Origin of the sequence: Amphritea balenae, assembly GCF_003858655.1 — a bacterium.
In the GTDB taxonomy this organism is placed as follows: Bacteria; Pseudomonadota; Gammaproteobacteria; order Pseudomonadales; family Balneatricaceae; genus Amphritea; species Amphritea balenae.
Window position 1 is genome coordinate 87,199 of sequence record NZ_RQXV01000006.1, and the last position, 22,831, is coordinate 110,029.

At 47.5% G+C, this 22,831-nt stretch carries 18 protein-coding genes; 8 read left to right on the forward strand and 10 right to left on the reverse strand.

Translation table 11 applies throughout. The features are described 5' to 3' along the window. The first annotated feature begins 191 nt into the window (after nt 1–191). From dnaA to EHS89_RS11725, 6 genes are all read left to right on the forward strand, one after another. A complete protein-coding gene (dnaA, locus tag EHS89_RS11700; RefSeq protein WP_124926345.1) occupies nt 192–1,763 on the forward strand; it encodes a chromosomal replication initiator protein DnaA in 1,572 nt (523 codons plus the stop codon). A gap of 27 nt (nt 1,764–1,790) precedes the next feature. Then, nucleotides 1,791–2,894: a DNA polymerase III subunit beta gene (gene dnaN / locus EHS89_RS11705; RefSeq protein ID WP_124926346.1), complete on the forward strand. Its 1,104-nt coding sequence runs from the start codon at nt 1,791–1,793 to the stop codon at nt 2,892–2,894. 39 nt (nt 2,895–2,933) lie between these two features. After that, on the forward strand, nt 2,934–4,022 hold the full coding sequence (gene recF, locus EHS89_RS11710) for a DNA replication/repair protein RecF (protein WP_124926347.1): 1,089 nt from the start codon (nt 2,934–2,936) through the stop codon (nt 4,020–4,022). A 19-nt stretch (nt 4,023–4,041) separates the two neighbouring features. Then, nucleotides 4,042–6,468 (forward strand): DNA topoisomerase (ATP-hydrolyzing) subunit B, encoded by a 2,427-nt coding sequence (gene gyrB / locus EHS89_RS11715; RefSeq protein WP_124926348.1) that lies wholly within the window; start codon nt 4,042–4,044, stop codon nt 6,466–6,468. A 411-nt stretch (nt 6,469–6,879) separates the two neighbouring features. After that, nucleotides 6,880–7,068 (forward strand): hypothetical protein, encoded by a 189-nt coding sequence (locus EHS89_RS11720; RefSeq protein ID WP_124926349.1) that lies wholly within the window; start codon nt 6,880–6,882, stop codon nt 7,066–7,068. Continuing rightward, nucleotides 7,068–9,071: a tetratricopeptide repeat protein gene (locus tag EHS89_RS11725; RefSeq protein WP_124926350.1), complete on the forward strand. Its 2,004-nt coding sequence runs from the start codon at nt 7,068–7,070 to the stop codon at nt 9,069–9,071. Before EHS89_RS11720 ends, EHS89_RS11725 begins: the two co-directional genes overlap by 1 nt. A 1,182-nt stretch (nt 9,072–10,253) precedes the next feature. Here the strand turns inward: EHS89_RS11725 and EHS89_RS11730 are convergent. The 5 genes from EHS89_RS11730 to EHS89_RS11750 all read right to left on the reverse strand — a co-directional run bounded on the left by EHS89_RS11730 (nt 10,254) and on the right by EHS89_RS11750 (nt 14,937). After that, a complete protein-coding gene (locus tag EHS89_RS11730; protein ID WP_124926351.1) occupies nt 10,254–10,559 on the reverse strand; it encodes a hypothetical protein in 306 nt (101 codons plus the stop codon). A 130-nt stretch (nt 10,560–10,689) separates the two neighbouring features. Beyond that, on the reverse strand, nt 10,690–11,235 hold the full coding sequence (gene gmhB, locus EHS89_RS11735) for a D-glycero-beta-D-manno-heptose 1,7-bisphosphate 7-phosphatase (RefSeq protein ID WP_124926352.1): 546 nt from the start codon (nt 11,233–11,235) through the stop codon (nt 10,690–10,692). A gap of 83 nt (nt 11,236–11,318) precedes the next feature. Beyond that, nucleotides 11,319–13,409 carry a glycine--tRNA ligase subunit beta gene (gene glyS, locus EHS89_RS11740; RefSeq protein ID WP_211340331.1) on the reverse strand — a complete coding sequence of 697 codons (2,091 nt, stop codon included), beginning with the start codon at nt 13,407–13,409 and terminating at the stop codon, nt 11,319–11,321. A gap of 2 nt (nt 13,410–13,411) precedes the next feature. Beyond that, nucleotides 13,412–14,383, reverse strand: a complete 972-nt coding sequence (gene glyQ, locus EHS89_RS11745) for a glycine--tRNA ligase subunit alpha (RefSeq protein ID WP_124926353.1) — start codon at nt 14,381–14,383, stop codon at nt 13,412–13,414. A 107-nt stretch (nt 14,384–14,490) separates the two neighbouring features. Next, the gene (locus EHS89_RS11750) at nt 14,491–14,937 is read right to left on the reverse strand and encodes a YtoQ family protein (RefSeq protein ID WP_124926354.1); all 447 of its coding nucleotides are present in this window, start codon (nt 14,935–14,937) and stop codon (nt 14,491–14,493) included. 100 nt (nt 14,938–15,037) lie between these two features. Here EHS89_RS11750 and EHS89_RS11755 point away from each other — a divergent pair, with 100 nt between their 5' ends. Beyond that, the gene (locus EHS89_RS11755) at nt 15,038–15,925 is read left to right on the forward strand and encodes a lysophospholipid acyltransferase family protein (protein ID WP_124926355.1); all 888 of its coding nucleotides are present in this window, start codon (nt 15,038–15,040) and stop codon (nt 15,923–15,925) included. Between the two features lie 29 nt (nt 15,926–15,954). Here EHS89_RS11755 and EHS89_RS11760 read toward each other — a convergent pair whose 3' ends face one another. Genes EHS89_RS11760 through def form a run of 5 tightly spaced genes read right to left on the reverse strand, consistent with a single transcriptional unit; the run spans nt 15,955 to nt 21,611 of the window. Next, nucleotides 15,955–17,403: a TrkH family potassium uptake protein gene (locus tag EHS89_RS11760; protein WP_124926356.1), complete on the reverse strand. Its 1,449-nt coding sequence runs from the start codon at nt 17,401–17,403 to the stop codon at nt 15,955–15,957. 12 nt (nt 17,404–17,415) lie between these two features. Next, on the reverse strand, nt 17,416–18,792 hold the full coding sequence (gene trkA, locus EHS89_RS11765; protein WP_124926357.1) for a Trk system potassium transporter TrkA: 1,377 nt from the start codon (nt 18,790–18,792) through the stop codon (nt 17,416–17,418). Nucleotides 18,793–18,829: 37 nt separating this feature from the next. Next, nucleotides 18,830–20,128 carry a 16S rRNA (cytosine(967)-C(5))-methyltransferase RsmB gene (rsmB, locus tag EHS89_RS11770; protein WP_124926358.1) on the reverse strand — a complete coding sequence of 433 codons (1,299 nt, stop codon included), beginning with the start codon at nt 20,126–20,128 and terminating at the stop codon, nt 18,830–18,832. A gap of 6 nt (nt 20,129–20,134) precedes the next feature. Continuing rightward, the gene (gene fmt, locus EHS89_RS11775; protein WP_124926359.1) at nt 20,135–21,094 is read right to left on the reverse strand and encodes a methionyl-tRNA formyltransferase; all 960 of its coding nucleotides are present in this window, start codon (nt 21,092–21,094) and stop codon (nt 20,135–20,137) included. Between the two features lie 10 nt (nt 21,095–21,104). Then, the gene (gene def, locus EHS89_RS11780) at nt 21,105–21,611 is read right to left on the reverse strand and encodes a peptide deformylase (protein WP_124926360.1); all 507 of its coding nucleotides are present in this window, start codon (nt 21,609–21,611) and stop codon (nt 21,105–21,107) included. A gap of 144 nt (nt 21,612–21,755) precedes the next feature. Between def and EHS89_RS11785 the strand changes: the two genes are divergently transcribed. Next, nucleotides 21,756–22,799: a LysM peptidoglycan-binding domain-containing protein gene (locus tag EHS89_RS11785; protein ID WP_124926361.1), complete on the forward strand. Its 1,044-nt coding sequence runs from the start codon at nt 21,756–21,758 to the stop codon at nt 22,797–22,799. Nucleotides 22,800–22,831 lie beyond the last annotated feature (32 nt).

Genomic DNA, 22,831 nt, shown 5'->3' on the forward strand with positions numbered 1-22,831 from the left:
TGTAATTGCTGCGATTCTGCATCTAATTGCTTGAATTTTAGGCCTAAAAAGAATTAGTCATCGATTGTGCATAACTGTGGATAAGGCTGCAGATACAAGGTATGATCGCACTATAATTTTTTGTCTTAATAGAGTCATGGCCTGGGCCAGTAATTCGGTGAAAAACCGCAGAAGGAGTGTAGGGATTAACTATGTCGGTTGAGTTATGGGAACAGTGTCTGCAAAACCTTCAGGATGAATTTCCTGTGCAGCAGTACAATACCTGGATCAGACCGCTAAAAGTTTCTCCAGATTCTGATGCGGGGTTAACGCTTCTGGCTCCTAACCGATTCGTTAAAGACTGGGTCAGCGATAAATACCTAAATCGTATTCGCGAAATTGTTAATACCGTTACCGGTGATCTTGCTGCCAAAGTGCAGATAGATATAGCTGGACGAAGTGCAGCTGGTTTTAGTCAGCGTCCTGTGCGACCAACGCCTCCCCCTGCTCCACCACGGCAACCGGTTAATCGCTTTGCTGATCCGGAACCTGCTCCCCATCAGCCTGTTGTTGAGCAATCTTTTGCTACTGCACAAACTGCTGCTGATATTGTTGCAGTAGCGCCGACTCAGCTGGCTATTGATGATAGTAGCTTTCAGCCCCTTAATCACCGTCAGGTTCTGACGGCCGCTTCTGCACCTATCATGCCGCCAACCCCGGCTGTCCCTTCGCGTAAGGTTGATGTTGAAGGCGGCTTGCGCCACCAGTCGAACTTGAATCAGTCGTTTACCTTTAACTCGTTTGTACAAGGTAAGTCTAACCAGCTTGCACTTGCCGCTGCACAGCAGGTAGCCGATAACCCGGGTGGTTCTTATAACCCACTGTTTATATATGGTGGTGTTGGTCTGGGTAAAACCCACCTGATGCATGCGGTTGGCATGGAGATGTTGCAACGTAATCCGAATGCTAAAATTGTTTATCTGCATTCAGAACGTTTTGTAGCTGACATGGTTAAAGCATTACAGCTAAACGCCATCAATGATTTTAAGCGTTACTACCGCTCTGTTGATGCTTTGCTGATCGATGATATTCAGTTTTTTGCCGGCAAAGAGCGTTCACAGGAAGAGTTTTTCCACACCTTTAATGCATTGCTTGAAGGTGGTCAGCAGATGATTCTGACCAGTGACAGGTACCCGAAAGAAATTAACGGCGTTGAAGAACGGCTTAAGTCGCGCTTTGGCTGGGGTCTGACAGTGGCCATTGAGCCGCCAGAGTTGGAAACCCGGGTTGCTATCCTGATGAAGAAAGCTGAAGAAGCCCAGGTGCGCCTGCCGGATGACTCTGCTTTCTTCCTGGCGCAAAAAATCAGATCCAATGTTCGGGAGCTGGAAGGTGCATTGAAACGTGTTATTGCCAATGCTCATTTCACCGGCAATGCGATCACTACGCCATTTATTAAAGAATCGCTGAAAGACCTGCTGGCATTGCAGGATAAACAGGTTAGTATTGATAACATTCAGCGTGTTGTAGCCGATTACTATAAGATCAAAGTATCGGATCTGCTTTCAAAGCGACGCAGTCGTTCTGTGGCCCGCCCCCGCCAGGTGGCAATGAGCTTGTCGAAAGAGCTTACCAATCATAGTTTGCCTGAGATTGGTGATGCATTTGGCGGTCGGGATCATACAACGGTCCTGCATGGTTGCCGTAAGGTGGCTTCACTGCGTGAAACCGATACGGATATAAGAGAGGACTATCAGAATCTGTTGCGTCATCTGACCGCGTAACAGACTGATCAATAAGGGTAGCAAAAGATGAAATTTGTTATTTCGCGTGAAGCGCTAATTAAACCATTGCAGCTGGTCGCTGGTGTTGTAGAACGTCGTCAGACTCTGCCGGTGCTGTCTAATATTTTGCTGGTTGCCGAAGGTGATCAGCTAGCGATGACAGGTACTGACCTCGAAGTGGAGCTGGTTGGTCGTGTACAGCTTGATGAGCCTGCTGAGCCAGGCTCTATCACAGTGCCTGCCCGTAAGCTGATGGATATTTGTAAATCGCTTCCGGACTCGGCTCAGATCGAATTGACTCTGACCGGTCAGAAGATGGTTATCAAGGCCGGACGTAGTCGTTTCACTCTCTCTACTCTGCCTGCTGCAGAATTCCCAAATGTTGAGGATAGCCCCGAAGCATTTGAACTGAATATTTTGCAGAGCCAGTTACGCCATCTGATCGATCAGACCGGCTTTTCAATGGCTCAACAGGATGTTCGTTACTACCTGAATGGTATGTTGCTTGAGATCTCTGAGAATAGCCTGCGTGCGGTATCGACCGACGGTCACCGTCTGGCTACCAGCCATGCTGAAGTGGATACCAGCGGTCCTGCGAATCATCAGTTTATTGTACCTCGTAAGGGTATCCTTGAGCTGGCGCGCCTGCTTCAGAGCGGTGATGATGAAGTTAAACTGGTGGTTGGTGCGAATCATATCCGTGCCCATGCCGGAGACTTTACTTTCACGTCTAAGCTGGTTGATGGCAAGTTCCCTGATTATCAGCGCGTAATCCCCCAAGGTGGCGACAAGTTTATGCTGGGTACGCGGCAAGAGCTGCGTCAGGTATTTAGTCGTATTGCGATCCTGTCTAACGAAAAGTATCGCGGCGTTCGCCTTTCACTGACTAACGGTTATCTGCAGGTAATGGCAAATAACCCAGAGCAGGAAGAGGCAGAAGAAACTGTTGCGGTTGATTACGAAGGCGATACCCTGGAGATCGGCTTTAACGTTAATTATCTGTTAGATGTTTTGTCGATTGTTAATTCCGAAGTGGTGCGCTTTACATTGTCTGATTCGAACAGCAGTGCGCTGATTGAAGGACTTGATGATGCAAATTCACTTTATGTCGTAATGCCGATGCGGATGTGATCCTGTCAGGGGTCGCCTGCCGGCCCCTATCCTCCTTTTATGCCGATATCCCAACTTAGTGTTAAAGCAATACGCAATCTGACAGAGTTAAGCCTGTCGCCCTCACCCCAGATCAATATTATTCATGGCATCAATGGCAGCGGTAAAAGCAGTCTTCTTGAAGCTATTCATATGCTTGGTCTTTGTCGTTCTTTCAGAACCAATAAGCTTAATCACCTGATTCAGTCCGATCAGTCGCTTTGTACAGTGTTTGCACAGCTTGATGCAATGGGCAGTGGCGTTAATCAACCTGTCGGTGTTGAACGAAGTCTTCAGGGTGATAACCGGATCCGTTATGCCGGTAATAATATTGATATTACGACCCTTGCTGAGTTGTTACCTATCCAGGTTATTAATTCAGAAACCTTCCAGATTCTTGATGGCAGTCCGGCAATTCGCCGGCAATTTATCGACTGGGGTGTGTTTCATGCAGATGCTTCATTTATAAGGCTCTGGAGAGGCTTTCGCAGGGTATTAAAACAGCGTAATTCTTTATTGAAATATGGTAAAATTGACCATCGGATTCGAGCGGTCTGGGACAAGGAGTTTATCGGCCATGCTGAGCAACTTAATACCCTTCGAGAATCCTATATTGATTTGTTAAAACCCGAATTTGATAAGATCCTGAACGACCTGCTGGATGGTATGAAGTTAGATCTGTCTTTCAGCTCGGGTTGGGATAAAAAGCGCGGCCTGGATCAGGTGCTGAATGATAACTTTGAGCGAGATCTCAAACAGGGTTATACCAGCGCGGGTCCACAGCGTGCTGACTTGCGACTTAAGATAGATGGCCATACTGCTGCTGAACGGCTCTCCAGAGGGCAGAAAAAGGTAGTAGTGAGCGCGCTTAAGTTAGCCCAGGGTTTTTTATTTTATAAGCTAAACAGCCGGTCCTGTATTTATCTGATAGACGATCTGCCGTCAGAACTAGACCAGCAGCACAGTAGGCTGTTTTGTAATTATTTAGAGAAAGCCGCCAGTCAGTGTTTTATTACTTGTGTTGATAAAACAGTGCTGAGTGAATATTGGTCCAGCGAGACTGAGGTGAGCTTTTTCAACTTACATGAGGGTGCGTTAAGCACCCCTTAGTAACAACCAGGAGAACTTAATGAGCGGCGAAAATCAGGAATACGATTCTTCCAGTATCAAGGTCTTAAAAGGCCTTGATGCGGTTCGTAAGCGCCCGGGCATGTATATCGGTGATACAGATGATGGTACCGGCCTGCACCATATGGTTTTCGAGATTGTTGATAACTCTATCGATGAAGCGCTGGCGGGTTACTGCAGTGAAATCAAAGTGGTCATCCATGGCGATAACAGTGTCACAGTTTCAGATAACGGCCGGGGTATTCCTACCGATCTGCATGAGGAGGAAGGTGTCTCTGCTGCAGAGGTAATCATGACGGTGCTTCACGCCGGCGGTAAGTTTGACGATAACTCCTATAAAGTCTCCGGTGGTTTGCACGGCGTGGGTGTTTCGGTTGTAAACGCCCTTTCGGCTGAGCTCAAAATGACGATTCGCCGTAAAGGCGAAGTGTTTGAACAAACCTACCGTCATGGTGTCCCTGACGAGCCATTGAAAGTAGTAGGCCAAACTGAAACTTCCGGTACGGCGGTTCGTTTCTGGCCTTCCGAAGATACCTTCCACAACCAGCTCGAGTTTAAGTTCGATATTCTGGCGAAGCGTCTGCGTGAACTTTCCTTCCTTAACTCCGGCGTAGCTATCCGTCTGATCGATGAGCGCAGCGGTGATGAAGAGTTGTTTGCTTACGAAGGTGGCCTGAGTTCGTTTGTTGATTACCTCAACACCAATAAGAACTCGGTTAATAAGATGTTCCACATCAACGTGATGCACGACAACGGTGTGGGTGTTGAAGTGGCGATGCAGTGGAATGATAGTTATCAGGAAAGCATTCACTCTTTTACCAACAACATCCCTCAGCGCGACGGTGGTACTCACCTGTCTGGTTTTCGTACCGCTCTTACCCGGGCGTTGAATAACTACATCGAATCTGAAAACCTGAATAAGAATGGTAAGGGCAGCACTACCGGCGATGATTGCCGCGAAGGTCTGACCGCTATCGTATCTGTTAAGGTGCCAGATCCTAAGTTCTCTTCCCAGACCAAAGATAAACTGGTCTCTTCTGAAGTGAAGACTGCGGTTGAGCAATCGATGTATGAGCAGCTGAATGATTACCTGCAGGAAAATCCACAGGATGCTAAGGCGGTTGTTTCGAAGATGATCGATGCTGCCCGTGCCCGTGAAGCTGCACGTAAAGCCCGTGAGATGACTCGCCGTAAAGGCGCGCTGGATATTGCCGGTCTACCGGGAAAGCTGGCGGATTGTCAGGAAAAAGACCCAGCCCTCTCTGAAATATACCTGGTGGAGGGTGACTCTGCTGGCGGTTCAGCCAAGCAGGGTCGTGACCGTAAGTCACAGGCGATTCTGCCGCTTAAGGGTAAGATCCTTAACGTAGAGAAAGCCCGCTTTGATAAAATGCTCTCCTCTGCTGAGGTTGGTACCCTGATCACCGCACTGGGTACCGGTATTGGCCGTGAAGAGTTTAATCCAGATAAGTTACGTTACCATTCGATCATTATCATGACCGATGCCGACGTTGATGGATCACACATCCGTACCCTGCTGCTAACCTTCTTCTTCCGTCAGATGCCGGAAATTATTGAGCGTGGCCATGTGTTTATTGCTCAGCCGCCGCTTTATAAGATTAAGAAAGGCAAGCAGGAGCAGTACCTTAAAGATGATGATGCCCTTGATAACTACCTGCTTCAGGGTGCGTTGGAAGGTGCGTCTATGCATGTGTCGGCTGATGCGCCTCCTATCAGCGGAACAGGCCTTGAAGAGATCGTCAATCGCTACCGTGCGGTTGATCGCATGCTGGCACGCTTGTCGCGTCTCTATCCTGAGCCGATTCTGCGTCAGATGATTCACACTCCGCGCCTGACTCCTGAGGGTTTGAAAGATGAGCAGGCTGTGGCTGAGTGGATCGATCAGGTCTGTGATGGCCTGGGTGATTCACTTGATGGCGGTGATGTGTATACCTCCTCAGCTGCTGAGGATATGGAACACCAGGGCGTATTCCTGCCAAGTGTGAAAGTAATGCAACATGGCGTTAGCCATCATTACACCTTCGATATGTCATTCTTTGAATCGAAAGACTATGCGGCACTGGCTGGCTTAGGTGACACTTTGATGGGGTTGTTAGAAGAGACTGCTTACTTTAAACGGGGCGAACGTACCCTTGCGACGACTGAATTTGCCACAGGCCTTAACTGGTTGATGGATCAGTCAAAACGGGGTCATTATATTCAGCGCTATAAGGGTCTGGGTGAGATGAACCCAGAGCAGCTGTGGGAAACCACCATGGATCCGGAGCAACGTCGTATGCTGCAGGTTACCATCGATGATGCGATCGCTGCAGACCTGCTGTTCACCACTCTGATGGGTGATGAAGTAGAGCCGCGTCGTGAATTCATTGAAACCAACGCTTTGAATGTTTCTAACCTTGATGTCTGATTTTTTCATTTCTCATTTGAAATGAAATGCGAATAAAAAAGCAGCCGGATTAGGCTGCTTTTTTTATTCTCGCACTTAATAGGGTTACGTTAGGAAGTCCTCGAACGCTATATGGTTTCTCATTTGAAATAATGTCTCACTTAAGATGAAAAAGGGTTAGATAAGCGCTAAAAGCAAGACGCTATGGCTATATGAAAAGTTTAAAAAGTATTGATAAAAAGTTGTTGGACTTCTCTTGTATCGGTGGACACTTAGTTAGTTAATCTGGACCTCCCCCGTTAGACGGTCTTTAGCTTTGCTAATAGGGGCTTGCAGGCGCTATAAACATGGAAAATAATGTAGACTGCTTTGACTTAACTAATGTATAGCTGTTATACCATAACTACTGTTTTCGGGTAAGGAGGCCCCACGATGACAACAGCAAAGCAAGTATGGATAGCTGCTGCCGCTACAATATTGTCAGCCATAATTACAGGTTTTTTTACCCTTTCCTCAACTCCTACAACTCAGCAAGAAACTGCATGTGGCTCTGCCGTAGCTAATGTCGAAGGGAATGTCACCATCAACAGTGATCAGTCATGTGATCTGGAGGGACAGTAATGCAGCGCTCTCTAGGATATACAGTCGCTCTGTTACTGTTACTCTTCCCTTCGGCCAGTTACGCGCTTAACGATACTCAGCAGCAGACACAAGGGGCCTGTAGCCCAGCTATTAATGATGTGTCAGGCAACATCACTCTAAACTGTCAGGGACTTAGCCAAACAGACGAACAACGCTTACTTGCTATTTTTAAAGAAGCATTGGGTGGCTTTGATAGCTTGCAAACCATAGGTTTGCTCACCACATTGCTCAATGAATCTAGGGCCAAGATAAGCACCCATCGTCAAACTATCACTGACTTAGAGACTCAGTTACAAGAACAGGTAGAAAGGGTTCAGGAGGTCTTAGAAGACGCTGATATTTCTCCTGAAGTCAAAGCACTGGTCTCTGAAGGTAAGCTAGAGGAAGCAGAGGTACTAGTTGACCAACAGGCTGAACAGCTGGCTGAAAAAGATCGTCAGTTAGCAGCAACCCACTACGAACGTGGCCGGGTTAAAGAGTTACGTTTCAAGTACAAGCAAGCAGAAAGGTCCTTTTCCAAAGCTGCTGCGTTACAACCTGAAAATACCAGCTATTTATATGCCTACGGCAGTATGCTAAAAACGCTAGGTCATTACGATGAAGCCTTTGCATATTATAAAAAGCTACTCCAAATAAGCCTTAAGACCTACGGAGAAGACCATCCAAAGGTGGCCACTGGCCGCAATAATCTGGCGCTGGTTTATAAAAGCTTAGGCGACTACGAGCGTGCCAAGACGCTGAACCAGTTGGCATTAGACAGTGATTTAAAGACCTACGGAGAAGATCATCCAGTAGTGGCCATTCGCCGTAATAACCTGGCGCTGGTTTATAAACACTTAGGCGACTACGAGCGTGCCAAGACGCTGAACCAGTTGGCATTAGACAGTCATTTAAAGACCTACGGAGAAGACCATCCAAAGGTGGCCATTGGCCGCAATAATCTGGCGCTGGTTTATGAACACTTAGGCGACTACGAGCGTGCTAAGACGCTGAACCAGTTGGCATTAGACAGTGATTTAAAGACCTACGGAGAAGACCATCCAGAAGTGGCCATTCGCCGCAATAATCTGGCGCTGGTTTATAAAAGCTTAGGCGACTACGAGCGTGCCAAGACGCTGTTCCAGTTGGCATTAGACAGTGATTTAAAGACCTACGGAGAAGACCATCCAGAAGTGGCCAATCGCCGCAATAATCTGGCGCTGGTTTATGAACACTTAGGCGACTACGAGCGTGCTAAGACGCTGTTCCAGTTGGCATTAGACAGTGATTTAAAGACCTACGGAGAAGATCATCCAGAAGTGGCCATTCGCCGTAATAACCTGGCGCTGGTTTATAAAAGCTTAGGCGACTACGAGCGTGCCAAGACGCTGTTCCAGTTGGCATTAGACAGTAATTTAAAGACCTACGGAGAAGACCATCCAAAGGTGGCCATTGGCCGCAATAATCTGGCGAGTGTTTATGAACACTTAGGCGACTACGAGCGTGCCAAGACGCTGTACCAGTTGGCATTAGACAGTGATTTAAAGACCTACGGAGAAGACCATCCAGAAGTGGCCATTCGCCGTAATAACCTGGCGCTGGTTTATAAAAGCTTAGGCGACTACGAGCGTGCCAAGACGCTGTACCAGTTGGCATTAGACAGTGATTTAAAGACCTACGGAGAAGACCATCCAGAAGTGGCCAATCGCCGCAATAATCTGGCGGGGGTTTACAGACATTTAGGCGACTACGAGCGTGCCAAGACGCTGCACCAATTGGCATTAGACAGTGATTTAAAGACCTACGGAGAAGACCATCCAGTAGTGGCCATTCGCCGCAATAATCTGGCGGGGGTTTACAGACGTTTAGGCGACTACGAGCGTGCCAAGACGCTGTACCAAATGGCCTATCAGACCCTTGAAAAGCGACTTGGTAGTGAACACCAGTATACCAAAGCAGTGAAAGTAAGCTGGGATTATGTCATAGAGGCCAGTCAGCACTAACGCTTAAAGCGCCTGGTATGGCTAGCCGGGCGCCACTTCTGCAACTCTTCTAATCCGATGATTCAAGATAGTTAACCCTCCCATTTCCGTAATAACGGTTTTATTTCAAATGAGAATTCTCTCGATTCATTTCACTTGATGTGAGAAATTGAGGGGAATCAGGATTCTCATTCATCGTGAAATAGCTTACGGCTGACGGGTATACCATTTCACTCTATTTGAGAGATGACAATTTTTTCAGAAGGACATGCTATTAATCATTTCATGTGAAATGATTAATGATTTAAAAAGCAGTCTTCGGGCTGCTTTTTTTATACGTGCGCTTGAGGAGGCGTCAGGCGCCTTCAGTAGGCAAAGGTTATGAATGCACCCAACTGCATTGCTATAGGTGTGAAAAACCCTTGGGCGGCCTCTCAGAAGGTTGTTTTTGTTGTAAATTTGCTGTTTTTTCAGGTTTTTCTTGTTCCAGTTCGTTTAGTTATTTCCTCTATCAACCTTTATTTATTTCCACACTCATTGCTGAAGTGGTTTCAGTTCGTCATATTTTTTACCTCATGACGGCTATGCTTTTAATGCTTCAGTTTTATACTCCCCCTCTTCGCTGCTGTCGTTTTGTATCTTTAACCTCAGCCTGAGATAAAACAATTTTGCTATCAAAGATAAATTCAACGTTTTCTACTTATTCATTTAGTCTGTGATGCTTTGTTGTGAATTTAGGCAATGAGTTTAAGTAGTGAGTTTAGGTAGTGAGTTTAGGTAGTGAGTTTATGTAGTGAGTTTAGGTAGTGAGTTTAGGTAGTGAGTTTAGGTAGTGAGTTTATGTAGTGAGTTTAGGTAGTGAGTTTAGATTTTGAGTTGAGGCTATGATTTCAGATCTGTGTTAGTTGGCGTTTTGTTGTCGGGTCTGGGGGGAGATAGTCAGCCTTATCGGATCTGACGTTTCGATGCTTTATCTTGTCGGCTGGGTATTAAAGAGTCGACTCTCTGTAGATATTTCACTATTTGAGTGTAGTTAAGTTTGCGCTGAATCTTAGGTGTTTTATTACAGCATCTTCTTTTTTGCCTGGTTTGTCTGTTGTGTAATAGAAGGAAGCGGTAAGAGGAGTTGGTCTTAGTGGGCAGGTTAAGCTGGACTTATTTTCTCTTTAAGGGCTCTTTTGCAATAACTGGTTTTGGCTACAATTAAGCGTTTGTTGAATGAATAATCGTGTTAGTTGTTTTGTTTTTTATCAGTCCGTTTTTCTTTAAAACGGCATAAATCTTCCTGCTGGTTTTTGCTAGACTGTGTATTTCTCCCAGACTGGGTGTGGTGCCTGTTGCAATATTAGTTTCCCACTCTTCTACTTCTGTATCCAGAAAGTCCAATAGCTTCTTTGAGCAGCCTGTACAGGGTCCATTGCAGAGTTCTGACATCGGCGTATCAAAGGGTATCGTTTCCCTTATCTGGGCAATCAGGTCATTCATCGCTGTCGTCGTATCGGGCTTCATGCTGTTACTTCTTTCAATAGGGTCTTTGACAACTGTACTCTCCAATTTGTTTTTATGAATATGTTTCTAGAGAGATACGCTCAGTATGAAGTTAATATTGCAAATGTTTCACGTGAAACATCAATATCTTTTATGTCAGTTGAATAATAGTATCGAGTGCATCACTAAGGCTTTTGCAAACAATAGTATTGCTGGGTAAGCCACCTGTTGCGAGTGTCTTTTTGCCTTTACCTGTTTCCACGAGTAGAGGTTTACAACCAGCTGAGATGCCGGCTTCTAGATCCCTCAGTGAGTCACCAACAACAAAAACATCGCCAGGGGCAGTGTCAGGATGGCTAGATAAAATTGTGTTAATCATACCAGCTAACGGCTTTCTACAACTGCAGTTGTCATCAGGTCCATGTGGGCAAAACTCAATTTGTGTTATAGAACCACCCTGCTTTTCTAGCAATAGATGCAGTTTGTCATGCATCTGATCAAGGTCTGATTGTTGAAAATAGCCGCGAGCTAGCCCAGATTGATTGGTAGCTATAGTAACCTTGAAACCAGCTTTACAGAGTTCAGAGATGGCCTCAATGCTGCCGGGTATAGGCTGCCATTCATCAACAGATTTTACATACTCATCGGAGTCGTAGTTGATTACGCCATCACGATCCAGAATGACCAGTTTGCTCATAATAGTAAATCCAGAGTTAATAAAAAGCCGGTCATAGACCGGCTTTTGTATTGTTATTCAGTGAATAAAAATTCAATGAAATATTAGCTGAGTGCTGATATATCTGCCACGCCCAGGAACAGATTGCGGAGCTGTTTAAGTAGTGCCAGACGATTGTTTCGTACAGACTCGTCATCGGCCATAACCATGACATCGTCAAAGAAAGTGTCTACGGTTGGGCGTAGTTCGGCAAGTTGCTCAAGTACCGACTTAAAATCACCCGCAGCAACTAATGGTGCGAGCTCGCTCTGTTTGGCGGCTACTGCTTTAGCAAGAGCCTTTTCGGCATCTTCCTGCAGAAGTGCTTCAGAGACGCTATCACCTACTTCGCTATCTTGCTTGCTTAGGATGTTTGAGACACGCTTGTTAGCTGCAGCCAATGCCTGAGCTTCACTTAGTGTGCGGAAGTGACTAACCGCTTGTACACGCTGATCAAACTCTAATGGCTTAGTCGGCTTAAGGGCATGCACTGCCAGATAAACTTCAACCGCAATGCCCTCGTCGTCGTACCAGGCCCGGAAACGTTCAAGCATAAAGTCAGTAACTTTAGTTTCTATGCCTTTACGTGCTGGGAGGTCATTGTGGTTGTCTGCTGCTACTTGAATCAGGTCAGCAAGATCAAGATCCAGTTTACGCTCGACGATAATACGCAAGATACCTAAAGATGCCCGGCGCAGAGCAAAGGGGTCTTTTGAACCTGTTGGTGGCTGGTTAATACCGAACAGGCCTGTGAGTGTATCCAGGCGATCAGCAAGAGCGACTGCGATACCCGGCTCAGATTCCGGTAGTACGTCACCAGCGAAACGTGGCATGTACTGCTCGTTTTGAGCTAGCGCTACGCCTTCATCTTCGCCGTCATTAAGTGCGTAATGGTAACCCATCAGGCCTTGCAGATCGGGAAACTCAAACACCATATCTGTCATCAGATCGGTCTTTGCAAGCATGGCTGCACGCTCAGCTTTGCTCTCATCTTGTCCCAGTGTGGCGGCAATATGTTTAGCTAGTGCTGCAACGCGTACTGCTTTGTCATGCAAAGTGCCAAGGTCTTTCTGGAAGACAATATTGTTCAGATCGTCGATGCGTGATTCGAGTGTGCGCTTCTTATCGGTTTCAAAGAAGAACGCTGCATCGGCCAGACGCGGACGAATTACTTTCTCGTTTCCATGAATAACCTGTTGCGGGTCGGTAGACTCGATGTTGGCTATGGTGATAAAAAACGGCATCAGCTTGCCGCTATTATCCATGACATGAAAGTACTTCTGATGTTCTTTCATGGATGAAATCAGTGCTTGTGATGGAACATCAAGAAAGCGCTGATCGAAGCGGCCGGTTAATGCAACAGGCCATTCGTTCAGGCCTGTTACTTCATCAAGCAGGTCTTCGTCTATCTGGGCAATACCATGAATCAACTCGCCTTCTGCAATAACCTGGGCGCGAATTTTTTCACGACGCTCTTCAAAATCGGCCATTACTTTGCCAACGCTTTCCAGGTTTTCCAGGTATTCGTTAGCATTGTTTAGCTCAATTTCCTGGTTGTAATGGAAGCGATGGCCACGTGTTACCCGGCCAGATTTAAGACCTAGTATCTCGCAATCAATCACCTCGTCTCCCAGTAGCATAACCAGCCATTTTACCGGGCGAACGAATTCTGTACGGGAGTCTCCCCAGCGCATACGCTTAGGAATAGGTAGTTTGCTGAGGGCCTGTTCTACAATCGATGGCAGCTCTTTACTGATGGCTTTAGCCGGGAGTTCCTGACGAAAACTCATTTTGCCGTCAACATCTTCTAGCTGATCAACGGTTGTACTGCACTTACGTGCGAAGCCTTCAAGGGCTTTGGTTGGATTACCATCGGCATCGAAGGCGATGCGAGCGGGTGGGCCCTGCATCATAAAAGTGCTGCTTGGTACTTCATCAGCCAGGTTGTTTATGACGATAGCCAGGCGTCGTGGTGCTGCATATGAATTAACAGTAGTGTCAGAAAAAACATCAGCAGCTTGCTTGCCAAACAGTTCTTTAAGACCGTTAACCACTTCTTTTTCGAGTGCTTGTGAAAGCGATTTAAGCGCTTTCGGCGGCAGTTCTTCAGTGCCGAGTTCGAACAGGAAATCCTGACGGGTTATTGCATTAGCCATCACTATTTCTCCTCCTGACAATTGGCCAGCACTTCATTGCGAATGCCCTCTTTCGCCAATGGGAAACCTAATGCCTTGCGGGCGTTGAAGTATGCGTGAGCTACATCACGTGCCAGCGTTCGTACTCTTAATATGTAGCGCTGTCTCTCTGTTACAGATATCGCGTGACGTGCATCCAGCAGATTGAAAGTATGTGATGCTTTCAAAACCTGCTCATAGGCAGGTAGTGGTAGCGGTGTCTCAAGTGCGAGCAGCTTGTTGCATTCGGCTTCGTAATGGTCAAAGTTTATGAATAGCTGGGGCACATCGGCATGCTCGAAGTTGTAGGTCGATTGCTCAACTTCGTTCTGGTGATAAACGTCGCCGTAAGTCACGGCGGTGCCGTCTGGATTGTATGTCCATATCAGATCGTAAACGCTGTCTACGTTCTGTAAGTACATCGCTATACGCTCAAGGCCGTATGTAATTTCACCGGTAACCGGGTAGCATTCTAAACCGCCGGCTTGTTGGAAATATGTAAACTGAGTTACTTCCATGCCATTCAGCCAAACTTCCCAGCCAAGACCCCAGGCCCCAAGTGTTGGAGACTCCCAGTTGTCTTCTACAAAGCGTACGTCATGAACATTAAGATCCAGGCCCATGCGCTCAAGGGAGCCCAGGTAGAGCTCCTGAAGGTTGTCTGGTGATGGTTTCATTACTACCTGGAACTGGTAGTAATGCTGCAGCCGGTTCGGGTTTTCGCCGTATCGGCCATCGGTCGGACGTCGGCTTGGCTGAACGTATGCAGCGTTCCATGTTTCAGGACCTATGGCGCGTAGAAAGGTAGCTGGATGAAACGTGCCCGCGCCTACTTCCATATCCAGGGGCTGTGTTACAACGCAGCCCTGTCCTGACCAATACTCTTGCAGTGCCAGGATCAGCCCCTGAAAAGTGCTGGCATCCTGTCTCGCTTTGTCTGTCACTGAGATCACCATTATGAATCTGTTTGTACAAAAATAGAGCGAAATTATACACGAATTCTATAGGGGTGAGTCTGCTCAGTGGAGAGGAGTGGCGGTTTTTTTAACTGCCACTGTGCTTTTTAGTAATCGCGGCAGAGATATTCCAGAATTTCGATGACCTGTTCGGTATTTTCTGCAGTTGCCATGGCTGCAGCGTCGATCTCTTTAAGTGGGTGAGTAATGTCAGTTGCATGCTCAACGATAAGCGATTTGCCAAGTGCTGCTGCGATACCTGCATCAAAGGCTGCGTTCCACTGCTTATATTTGTCACCAAAACGTACCACGACAATATCAGCGCGTTGCAGTGCGGTCATGTGTCGAATGCTGTTTATTTTTGCCGCTTTGTTATCTTTCCAAAAGTTGTTGTCTTCCCCGCCCAGAATTCTTACACCGCATTCATCGCTGCTTTCGTGGTCTGTATTAGGCGTTAGAATCTCTAACGGCAGTTTCTGCTCGTTAACTGCGTTTTTAATTTTTTCACGCCAGTCTGTATGGATCTCTCCCGACAGATATACGGTATATTTCATCTTGGTGCCTCAGAAGTTATTTATTACTTTGCACAGCATTATATAATGTTGAGCGTTCTCTGGCGCTACCCTTCCGTTCTCATTATGTAAAAGGTTTCACGTGAAACATATAAAAGGAATGCTTGCTGTTTCAGTCTTGTATCTGTTGGCTTTAATGCCCCTCCCTCTGGCCAGAAAAATTGGTGAGATGCTGGGTAAGCGAGCGTTGAAAAAAGCAGGTAGGCAATTAAAAGTGACCAAAAAGAATATTGAGTACTGCTTTAAAGCGTTAAGTGATAAAGAGAAAAGTGAGCTGGTAGAAACTAGTTTGATCGAAACGGGACGGCTTGCAGGAGAGATGGGGATGGCCTGGATCTGGTCGCCTGAACGGGTGCTGGGCAAGATAGAAAAAATCCATAATCAGGCGGTTCTGGATGATGCTTTGGCCGAAGGTAATGGTGTTATCTTGCTGGCTCCGCATCTGGGTAACTGGGAAGTGCTGGGTTTGTTTTTGAGCACCCAGTACAAAATAACCTCCATGTACCGCCCACCGAAAATTGAAATGATGGATCGTCTGATAAGAAAAAAGCGCGCTCGGTTGGGTTCGAAGTTGGCACCCGCTAATGTGAAAGGCGTGCGAATGGCGATGAAAGCACTGCGGGCGGGCGAGGTTTTAGGTATTTTGCCAGACCAGGAAGCTGATCAGGGGAGCGGTGTGTTTGCGCCGTTCTTTGGTAAAGACGCTTACTCGATGAAGCTACTGCCTCAGCTAGCTGCACAAACCGGTGCTGCGGTGGTGTCTGGTTACGCTAAACGATTACCCGATGGTCAGGGTTTTGAATTGGTTTTTAGTCGTGCAGATGAGCAGATAAATAGTAAAGATCTGGCTGCATCAGCGGCGGCGATGAATGCAGAAGTTGAGCGCTGTGTGCGTGAAGTACCAGAACAATATCAGTGGGAATATAAACGTTTCGATCATTTGCGGGATGGCAAGCGAGGTTATGATTAATAACAGGGGCTCATCGCCCCTGTTTGTTTTTAGCGCTTCCAAAAGGCCGGGGAGAAAAGAACCAGAAGGGTAAATACTTCAAGTCGGCCAAGTAGCATGGCAAAACAGAGCACCCATTTGGCAGGCTCATTCAGATCGCCGTAGTGAGCAGAAACCTGCCCTAACCCCGGGCCAAGGTTGTTTAGTGTGGCGCCGACGGCTGACCAGGCTGTAACCTGATCAAGGCCTGTCCCCAGCAGTATTATCAGCATAATAATAAATACGATAAGGTAGACCGAGAAAAAGCCCCATACGGCTTCTAAGACGCGGTCAGGTATAGGTTTGCTGCCAAACTTAACCGGAATGACTGCGTTCGGGTGTATCAGACGTTTAATTTCTCGCTGGCCCTGTTTGAGGATCAATAGGATTCGAATCACTTTCATGCCGCCACCGGTTGAGCCGGCACAGCCGCCGGCAAAGGCGGCAACGAAAAGTAGAAATGGCAGCATGACTGGCCATTGGGCAAAATCCGCTGTTGCAAAGCCGGTGGTGGTGGCGATAGATACAACTTCAAAAACAGCCTTGCGTATTGACTCAGTGGCTCCGTAGGTTCCGGTTGTAATCAATACAGCAGTTGTCAGTACCGATATCCCGCATAAAATTGAAAGATAGAATTTAAACTCAGGGTCATGAAAATAGTGTGTCAGGCTACGTTGTCGCCAGGCGAAAAAGTGCAGGCCAAAGTTAACCGCAGAGATAACCATAAAGAAGATGCAGATCGCTTCAATCGTTGGGTTATCAAAGTAGCCAATACTGGCATCGTGGGTTGAGAAACCGCCGATAGCTACCGTAGAAAAACTGTGTCCTATCGCATCAAACAGGGTCATTCCAGCAGCCCAGTAACCCAGCGCACAGGCAACGGTCAGGGACAGATAGATATACCAGAGGGCTTTAGCTGTCTCTGTAATTCGGGGTGTTAATTTGCTGTCCTTTACTGGTCCGGGTGTTTCTGCGCGATACAGCTGCATACCACCGATGCCCAGCATAGGTAAAATGGCGACGGCGAGAACAATGATACCCATGCCGCCCAGCCACTGCAGTTGCTGACGGTAAAAAAGAATAGATTCCGGCAGATAATCAATGCCAGTGATAACCGTAGCTCCGGTTGTTGTCAGGCCAGATAAAGACTCGAATACGGCATCAACAAAGCTCAGATTGGTGAACTCTGACAGCATAAAAGGGATAGATCCGAACAACCCCAGAACAGCCCAGAACAGCACGGTGATCAGAAAGCCATCCCGGGTTCGAAGATCCTGGCGTACCCGGTAAACTGGTGCCCAGATGATAAAGCCGGTAATCAGGGTGATCAGAAAGCCGGAAGTAAATGCCAGATGTGAACCATCGTCATAAGCATAAGATATGGCGATAGAGGGGAGCATGCTGAAGCTGAAGATCATCAGCAGAATACCCAGGATACGCAGTATTACTTTATAGTGCATTGTGCTTTCCGATCAGAAGAATCCAAGGCCAACCTGGAACAGACGTTCCACTTCACCGATCTTACGTTTATCTACCAGGAAGAGAATGACGTGATCGTCGTTCTCTACAACAACATCATCATGGGCGATCAGTACTTCGTTATTTCTAACGATAGCGCCGATGGTTGTACCCGCCGGCAGATCGATCTCTTCAATCGTTTTACCGACAACTTTTGAGCTTCGCTTGTCACCGTGGGCGACCGCTTCTATCGCTTCAGCTGCGCCCCGACGCAAAGAGTGAACCGCAGCTACATCACCACGGCGAACGTGGGTAAGTAAGCTACCAATGGTGGTTTGCTGAGGCGATATAGCAATATCGATTACCCCGCCCTGCACCAGATCAACGTAGGCAGGGTTATTAATCAGGGTCATCACGGTGCGTGCACCCAATCGCTTGGCCAGCATTGAAGCCATGATGTTAGCTTCATCATCGTTGGTCAGAGCGCAAAAAACATCGGTGTCTTCGATATTCTCTTCGAGCAATAGCTCTTTATCCGAAGCGCTGCCGTGTAACACTATGGTGTTATCAAGACGTTTCGCCAGATCATTGCAGCGTCGTATATCGCGCTCGATAATCTTTACCTGGAAATCTGATTCAATGGTACTCGCCAGACGGGCACCGATATTACCGCCGCCGGCAATAATGATTCTTTTGTAGGGGCGATCTAGTCGACGCAGCTCGCTCATTACTGAGCGGATATCACGTTTGGCGGCGATAAAAAATACTTCATCATCGGCTTCGATGACGGTATCGCCCTTAGGAATAATCGGACTGCCCTGTCGGAAAATCGCAGCTACCCTTGTATCAACGGAGGGCATATGGGCGCGTAAAAAAGATATTTCCCGGCCAACTAAAGGGCCACCATAATAGGCTTTTACGGCTACCAGCTGTGCGATGCCGTCGGCAAAGTCCAGCACCTGCAGAGCGCCCGGATGTTCAATCAGACGTTTAACATGACGGGTTACCAGTTCTTCAGGGCTGATTAATACGTCTACCGGAATTGCTTTGTCGGTGAAGATTTTCTTCTTACTCTGCAGATAGTCGTGTTCCCGTACCCGGGCTATCTTAGTCGGAATGTTATACAGGCTTTGTGCTATTTGGCAGGCGATCATATTTACTTCGTCGCTGTTTGTTACAGCGATGAGCATGTCGCAGTCCTGGGCGCCGGCTTGGTCGAGAATAGAGGGATAGGACGCTTTGCCTTCGACGGTTCGGATGTCGAGGCGATCCTGAAGTTCACGCAAGCGACTCATGTCTGTATCAACAATTGTAATGTCGTTTGCTTCACTGGCCAGGTTTTCTGCCAGTGTGCCACCTACCTGACCAGCGCCAAGAATAATAATCTTCATAGTCTGATTGATCTCCGATCAGGTGGCATAACAGTTGTTAGCTCTGATCTTTATGCAATACCGCGTAATAAAAACCATCGTGCCCTTCAGTCTGCGGAAATAACTGTCGCCCGAACGGGCGCTCTGTTCCCCAGTCAGCTGTAATTGGCTGATGTATAGCATTGTGCTGCAATTTCAAGAATCGTGCTACAACCCTTTCATTTTCCTGTGGAAATACAGAGCAGGTTGCATAAACTAATGTGCCGCCGGGCGCCAGCATCTGCCAGCAGTTCTGCAGAATACTCAGCTGTATATCTGCCAGCACTTTAAGATCTTCGTTCTGGCGCATATGCTTAATATCCGGGTTGCGCCGGATAACACCGCTGGCAGAACAAGGTGCATCAACAAGGATTCGATCAAAGCTTTGTTTATCCCACCAGTCTGCAGAGGCTGCATCGGCGATAATCACTTCGGCATCGAGCTGTAATCGGTCCAGATTCTCATCTATTCGCAGTGCTCGATTATCCTCCAGTTCAATGGCGGTGACATGATCCAGATCAGGCTGATGCTCGAGAATGTGGCAGAGTTTTCCGCCAGGGGCTGCGCAGGCGTCCAGAACCCGTTGGCCGGGTTTGAGATCAAGCAGGTACGCGCTGAGTTGTGCTGCCTCATCCTGCACACTAACCATGCCATCATCAAACCCTGGTAACAGGCCAACATCACAGGCTTTCTCAAGTTGTATTGCCGAACCGGAGAACGGTGAAGCGCTGGCCTCGATACCTTCAGCAATCAAGTCTTGCAGGTATTCATCACGGCTGATGCGATGCTGGTTAACTCGCAGCGTCATCGGCGGATGCTGATTATTCTCTTCAAGTATCTGTTGCCAGTTGTCAGGCCAGTTATGGCTGAGCTTATCAATCATCCATAGGGGGTGGCAGTAGTGGAAAACAGGGTTTTCATCCAGCTGTTGGCAGAGTGATTCCTGCTCTCTTTGCAGGCGTCGAAGTACCGCATTGATTAAGCCTTTGGCCCAGTCTTTTTTCAGATCAACGGCAGCATCGACTGTTTCACTGAGTGCCGCATGCTGCGGAATACGCATTTCAAGTAACTGATAAAGACCAATTAGCACCAGTGCTTCCAGGTCCCGATCGTATTCTTTAAACGGTTTTTTGAGGAGTTTTTTTGCTAGCAGATTCAGGCGCGGATAGAAACGCATAACGCCGTAGCAAAACTGCTGCAGCAGTGCGCGTTCCTGATCTGAAACTTGAGCCAGTCCTTTAGGCAGCGCTGTATTAAGAGACTCTTTGCGAGCGATTACCGGTGCCAGTGTGCGGGCAGCTATTGCGCGGATCTTCATGATGGATTAACCCAGTTGAGTGCCGTCGGCAAATAACTCACGTTTGGCATTTAATACCGCAGAGGTATCCATTGCCTTGCTTCCAGGTAATTGAATTTTTAGTAGTTTCACCGCTTTATCCGAGCCGGCAACATAGATCGCTTTTTTGTCGGTTGCGATGATTTTTCCTGGTGTTGCTTCGCTACAGGCTTGGTCAGTGGTTTCAGCCTGCCAGACCCTGAGTGTGGCATCGTTCAGGCAGGTAAAAGAAACCGGCCAGGGCGAAAGGCCTCTGATCTGACGTACTATCTGTTCTGCCGGGAGATTCCAGTTGATCTCCCCTTCCGCTTTTTCAAGCTTATGTGCATAGCAGGCAAGGCTATTATCCTGTTGGATATGTTCTATGCTCTGGTCAGCGATTGCCGGCAGACTTTCTAATAATGCTTCGGCGCCAATTACTGCCAGTTTGTCATGCAGTTCACCACTGGTTTCTGTTGGTGAAATGGCGCAGCTTTTTTTCAGCAGCATGGCACCGGTATCCAGACCTTCATCCATCTGCATGATGGTGACGCCGGTTTCAGTATCACCAGCCAGCAGTGAGCGATGGATAGGTGCAGCACCACGCCAGCGAGGCAGTAGCGAAGCATGTACATTGATACAGCCTAAACGAGGTGCTTCTAATACGGCTTTAGGTAACAGCAAACCGTAAGCAACGACAATCATCAGGTCTGCATTTAGATCGTTGAGAGTCTGGCGGTCAGATTGTTCTTTGAAGTTAAGTGGTTGATATACAGAGATATTATTCTCTAGAGCCACTTTCTTAACCGGGCTGGGGGTGAGTTTTCTCCCCCTTCCCGCCGGGCGATCCGGCTGGGTATAAACGCCAATGACCTGATGTCCGGCTTTAAGTAGCGCCTGCAGGTTTGACGCGGCAAAATCCGGGGTGCCGGCAAAAATAATGCGCAGAGGTTGTGCAGACTCAGACATAAACGGGTTCTCAGGCGTGTTGGCGATGCAGCTTTTCCAGCTTGCTACGGATACGGTTGCGTTTCAGTGGTGACAGATAGTCAACGAATAGCTTACCGTCCAGATGATCAATCTCGTGCTGAATACAAACCGCCAGCAGATCATCTGCCTCCAGACTGTACTCTTCACCCTGTTCATCCTGAGCTGTCAGGCGGATTTTATTGGGGCGAACGACATCTTCATAAAAGCCAGGAACAGACAAGCAGCCTTCCTGCATCTTTTCAGTCTCGTCAGCCAGTACCTCAAATTGAGGATTAATTACCACCAGAGGCTCGTTTTTGTCTTCAGAGGTATCTATGGTGATGATACGCTGATGAACATTGATCTGGGTTGCTGCCAGGCCAATACCTGGTGCATCGTACATGGTCTCGAACATGTCTTTGATTAGCTGACGCAGCTCATCATTAAATTCGGTGACAGGTTCGGCTACAGTACGCAGACGCTTATCGGGAAATTCAAGTATAGGAAGTAGTGCCATAGTCGCATTCAAAAAAGAAAAGGTTGAAAAAAGGGCGCGCTAGAATCAATAATCTGCCTATTATACTGATATAGATGCACAATGTATTGCCGATACTGTTATAGACTTTCAAAAAGACGGCGGTCTGAAGACAAGGATTTGATAATGAAGCAACTGATAACGGTTTTTCTGGGCGGCCTGGTGTTATGTCTGAGTTTGTTGGCTCCGGCTCAGGCTGAGGTCAGGAAAGACACGCTGGCACTACGGGATAATCACCCTAAAACTTATGTAGTGGTGAAAGGGGATACTCTTTGGGATATCTCTGCGATGTTTTTGCAGTCACCCTGGAAGTGGCCACGCTTATGGGGCTACAACCAACAGATTGAGAACCCGCATCTGATCTATCCGGGGGATGTACTAACCCTGAAGTGGATCAATGGCGAGCCCCGTTTAGTTTTGAATGACGGCATAATACGGCTTAGCCCTAAAGCTAAAGTAACGCCTTTGCGGGATGCTATTCCTGCGATTCCGCTCAAAGATATCATGAGCTTTCTGACTGAAAACATTGTCATGGACAGTGATCAGCTGACCGCGGCACCCTATATCGTTGGCAGCACTAATAACCGCATCGTTGCCGGTGCCGGTGATCGGGTTTATGCCCGCGGTGAACTGGTTGAGCAGCATTCCCGTCAAAATATCTATCGTCCGGCCCGTGAGTATATAGACCCGATTACTCAGGAACACCTGGGTTATGAGCTGTTTAAGATAGGTGATGCTGTCGTTGGCGCGAAGAATGATGATATTACCACTTTAGATCTGCGCAAAACCCGTGAAGAGGTCTCTGCACTGGATCGGGTTTACCCAAGCCAGAAAGAGTCAATTCAGTCTATCTTCTACCCATCCTCCCCTGCGGAGGCTATCGATGGCAGGATTTTGTCCGTACTGCGAGGCGTACGTCAAGCCGGTCAGTATGATGTAGTGGCGATCAATCAGGGAGCAAGAGAAGGTCTTGAGCCCGGCCATGTGCTGACAATTTTCCGCACCGGTGAACGTTTGAAAGATCCGCTGACTAAAGAAGTCATCAGATTACCGGCAGAAAAGTCAGGTCAGATGATGATCTTCAAAGCCTACGAAAAAGTCAGCTATGCGTTGATTCTTAAGGCAACCAATGTAATAGCCATAGGTGATGAGATTCGTAACCCTGGTTAAGAGAATGCTATGCCGGTGGACAAGGAGTGTCC

Coding starts and splice junctions, on each gene's coding strand:
- dnaA (WP_124926345.1), top strand. CDS start 192: ATGTCGGTTGAGTTATGGGAACAGTGTCTGCAAAACCTTCAGGATGAA.
- dnaN (WP_124926346.1), top strand. CDS start 1,791: ATGAAATTTGTTATTTCGCGTGAAGCGCTAATTAAACCATTGCAGCTG.
- recF (WP_124926347.1), top strand. CDS start 2,934: ATGCCGATATCCCAACTTAGTGTTAAAGCAATACGCAATCTGACAGAG.
- gyrB (WP_124926348.1), top strand. CDS start 4,042: ATGAGCGGCGAAAATCAGGAATACGATTCTTCCAGTATCAAGGTCTTA.
- EHS89_RS11720 (WP_124926349.1), top strand. CDS start 6,880: ATGACAACAGCAAAGCAAGTATGGATAGCTGCTGCCGCTACAATATTG.
- EHS89_RS11725 (WP_124926350.1), top strand. CDS start 7,068: ATGCAGCGCTCTCTAGGATATACAGTCGCTCTGTTACTGTTACTCTTC.
- EHS89_RS11730 (WP_124926351.1), bottom strand. CDS start 10,559: ATGAAGCCCGATACGACGACAGCGATGAATGACCTGATTGCCCAGATA.
- gmhB (WP_124926352.1), bottom strand. CDS start 11,235: ATGAGCAAACTGGTCATTCTGGATCGTGATGGCGTAATCAACTACGAC.
- glyS (WP_211340331.1), bottom strand. CDS start 13,409: ATGGCTAATGCAATAACCCGTCAGGATTTCCTGTTCGAACTCGGCACT.
- glyQ (WP_124926353.1), bottom strand. CDS start 14,383: ATGGTGATCTCAGTGACAGACAAAGCGAGACAGGATGCCAGCACTTTT.
- EHS89_RS11750 (WP_124926354.1), bottom strand. CDS start 14,937: ATGAAATATACCGTATATCTGTCGGGAGAGATCCATACAGACTGGCGT.
- EHS89_RS11760 (WP_124926356.1), bottom strand. CDS start 17,403: ATGCACTATAAAGTAATACTGCGTATCCTGGGTATTCTGCTGATGATC.
- trkA (WP_124926357.1), bottom strand. CDS start 18,792: ATGAAGATTATTATTCTTGGCGCTGGTCAGGTAGGTGGCACACTGGCA.
- rsmB (WP_124926358.1), bottom strand. CDS start 20,128: ATGAAGATCCGCGCAATAGCTGCCCGCACACTGGCACCGGTAATCGCT.
- fmt (WP_124926359.1), bottom strand. CDS start 21,094: ATGTCTGAGTCTGCACAACCTCTGCGCATTATTTTTGCCGGCACCCCG.
- def (WP_124926360.1), bottom strand. CDS start 21,611: ATGGCACTACTTCCTATACTTGAATTTCCCGATAAGCGTCTGCGTACT.
- EHS89_RS11785 (WP_124926361.1), top strand. CDS start 21,756: ATGAAGCAACTGATAACGGTTTTTCTGGGCGGCCTGGTGTTATGTCTG.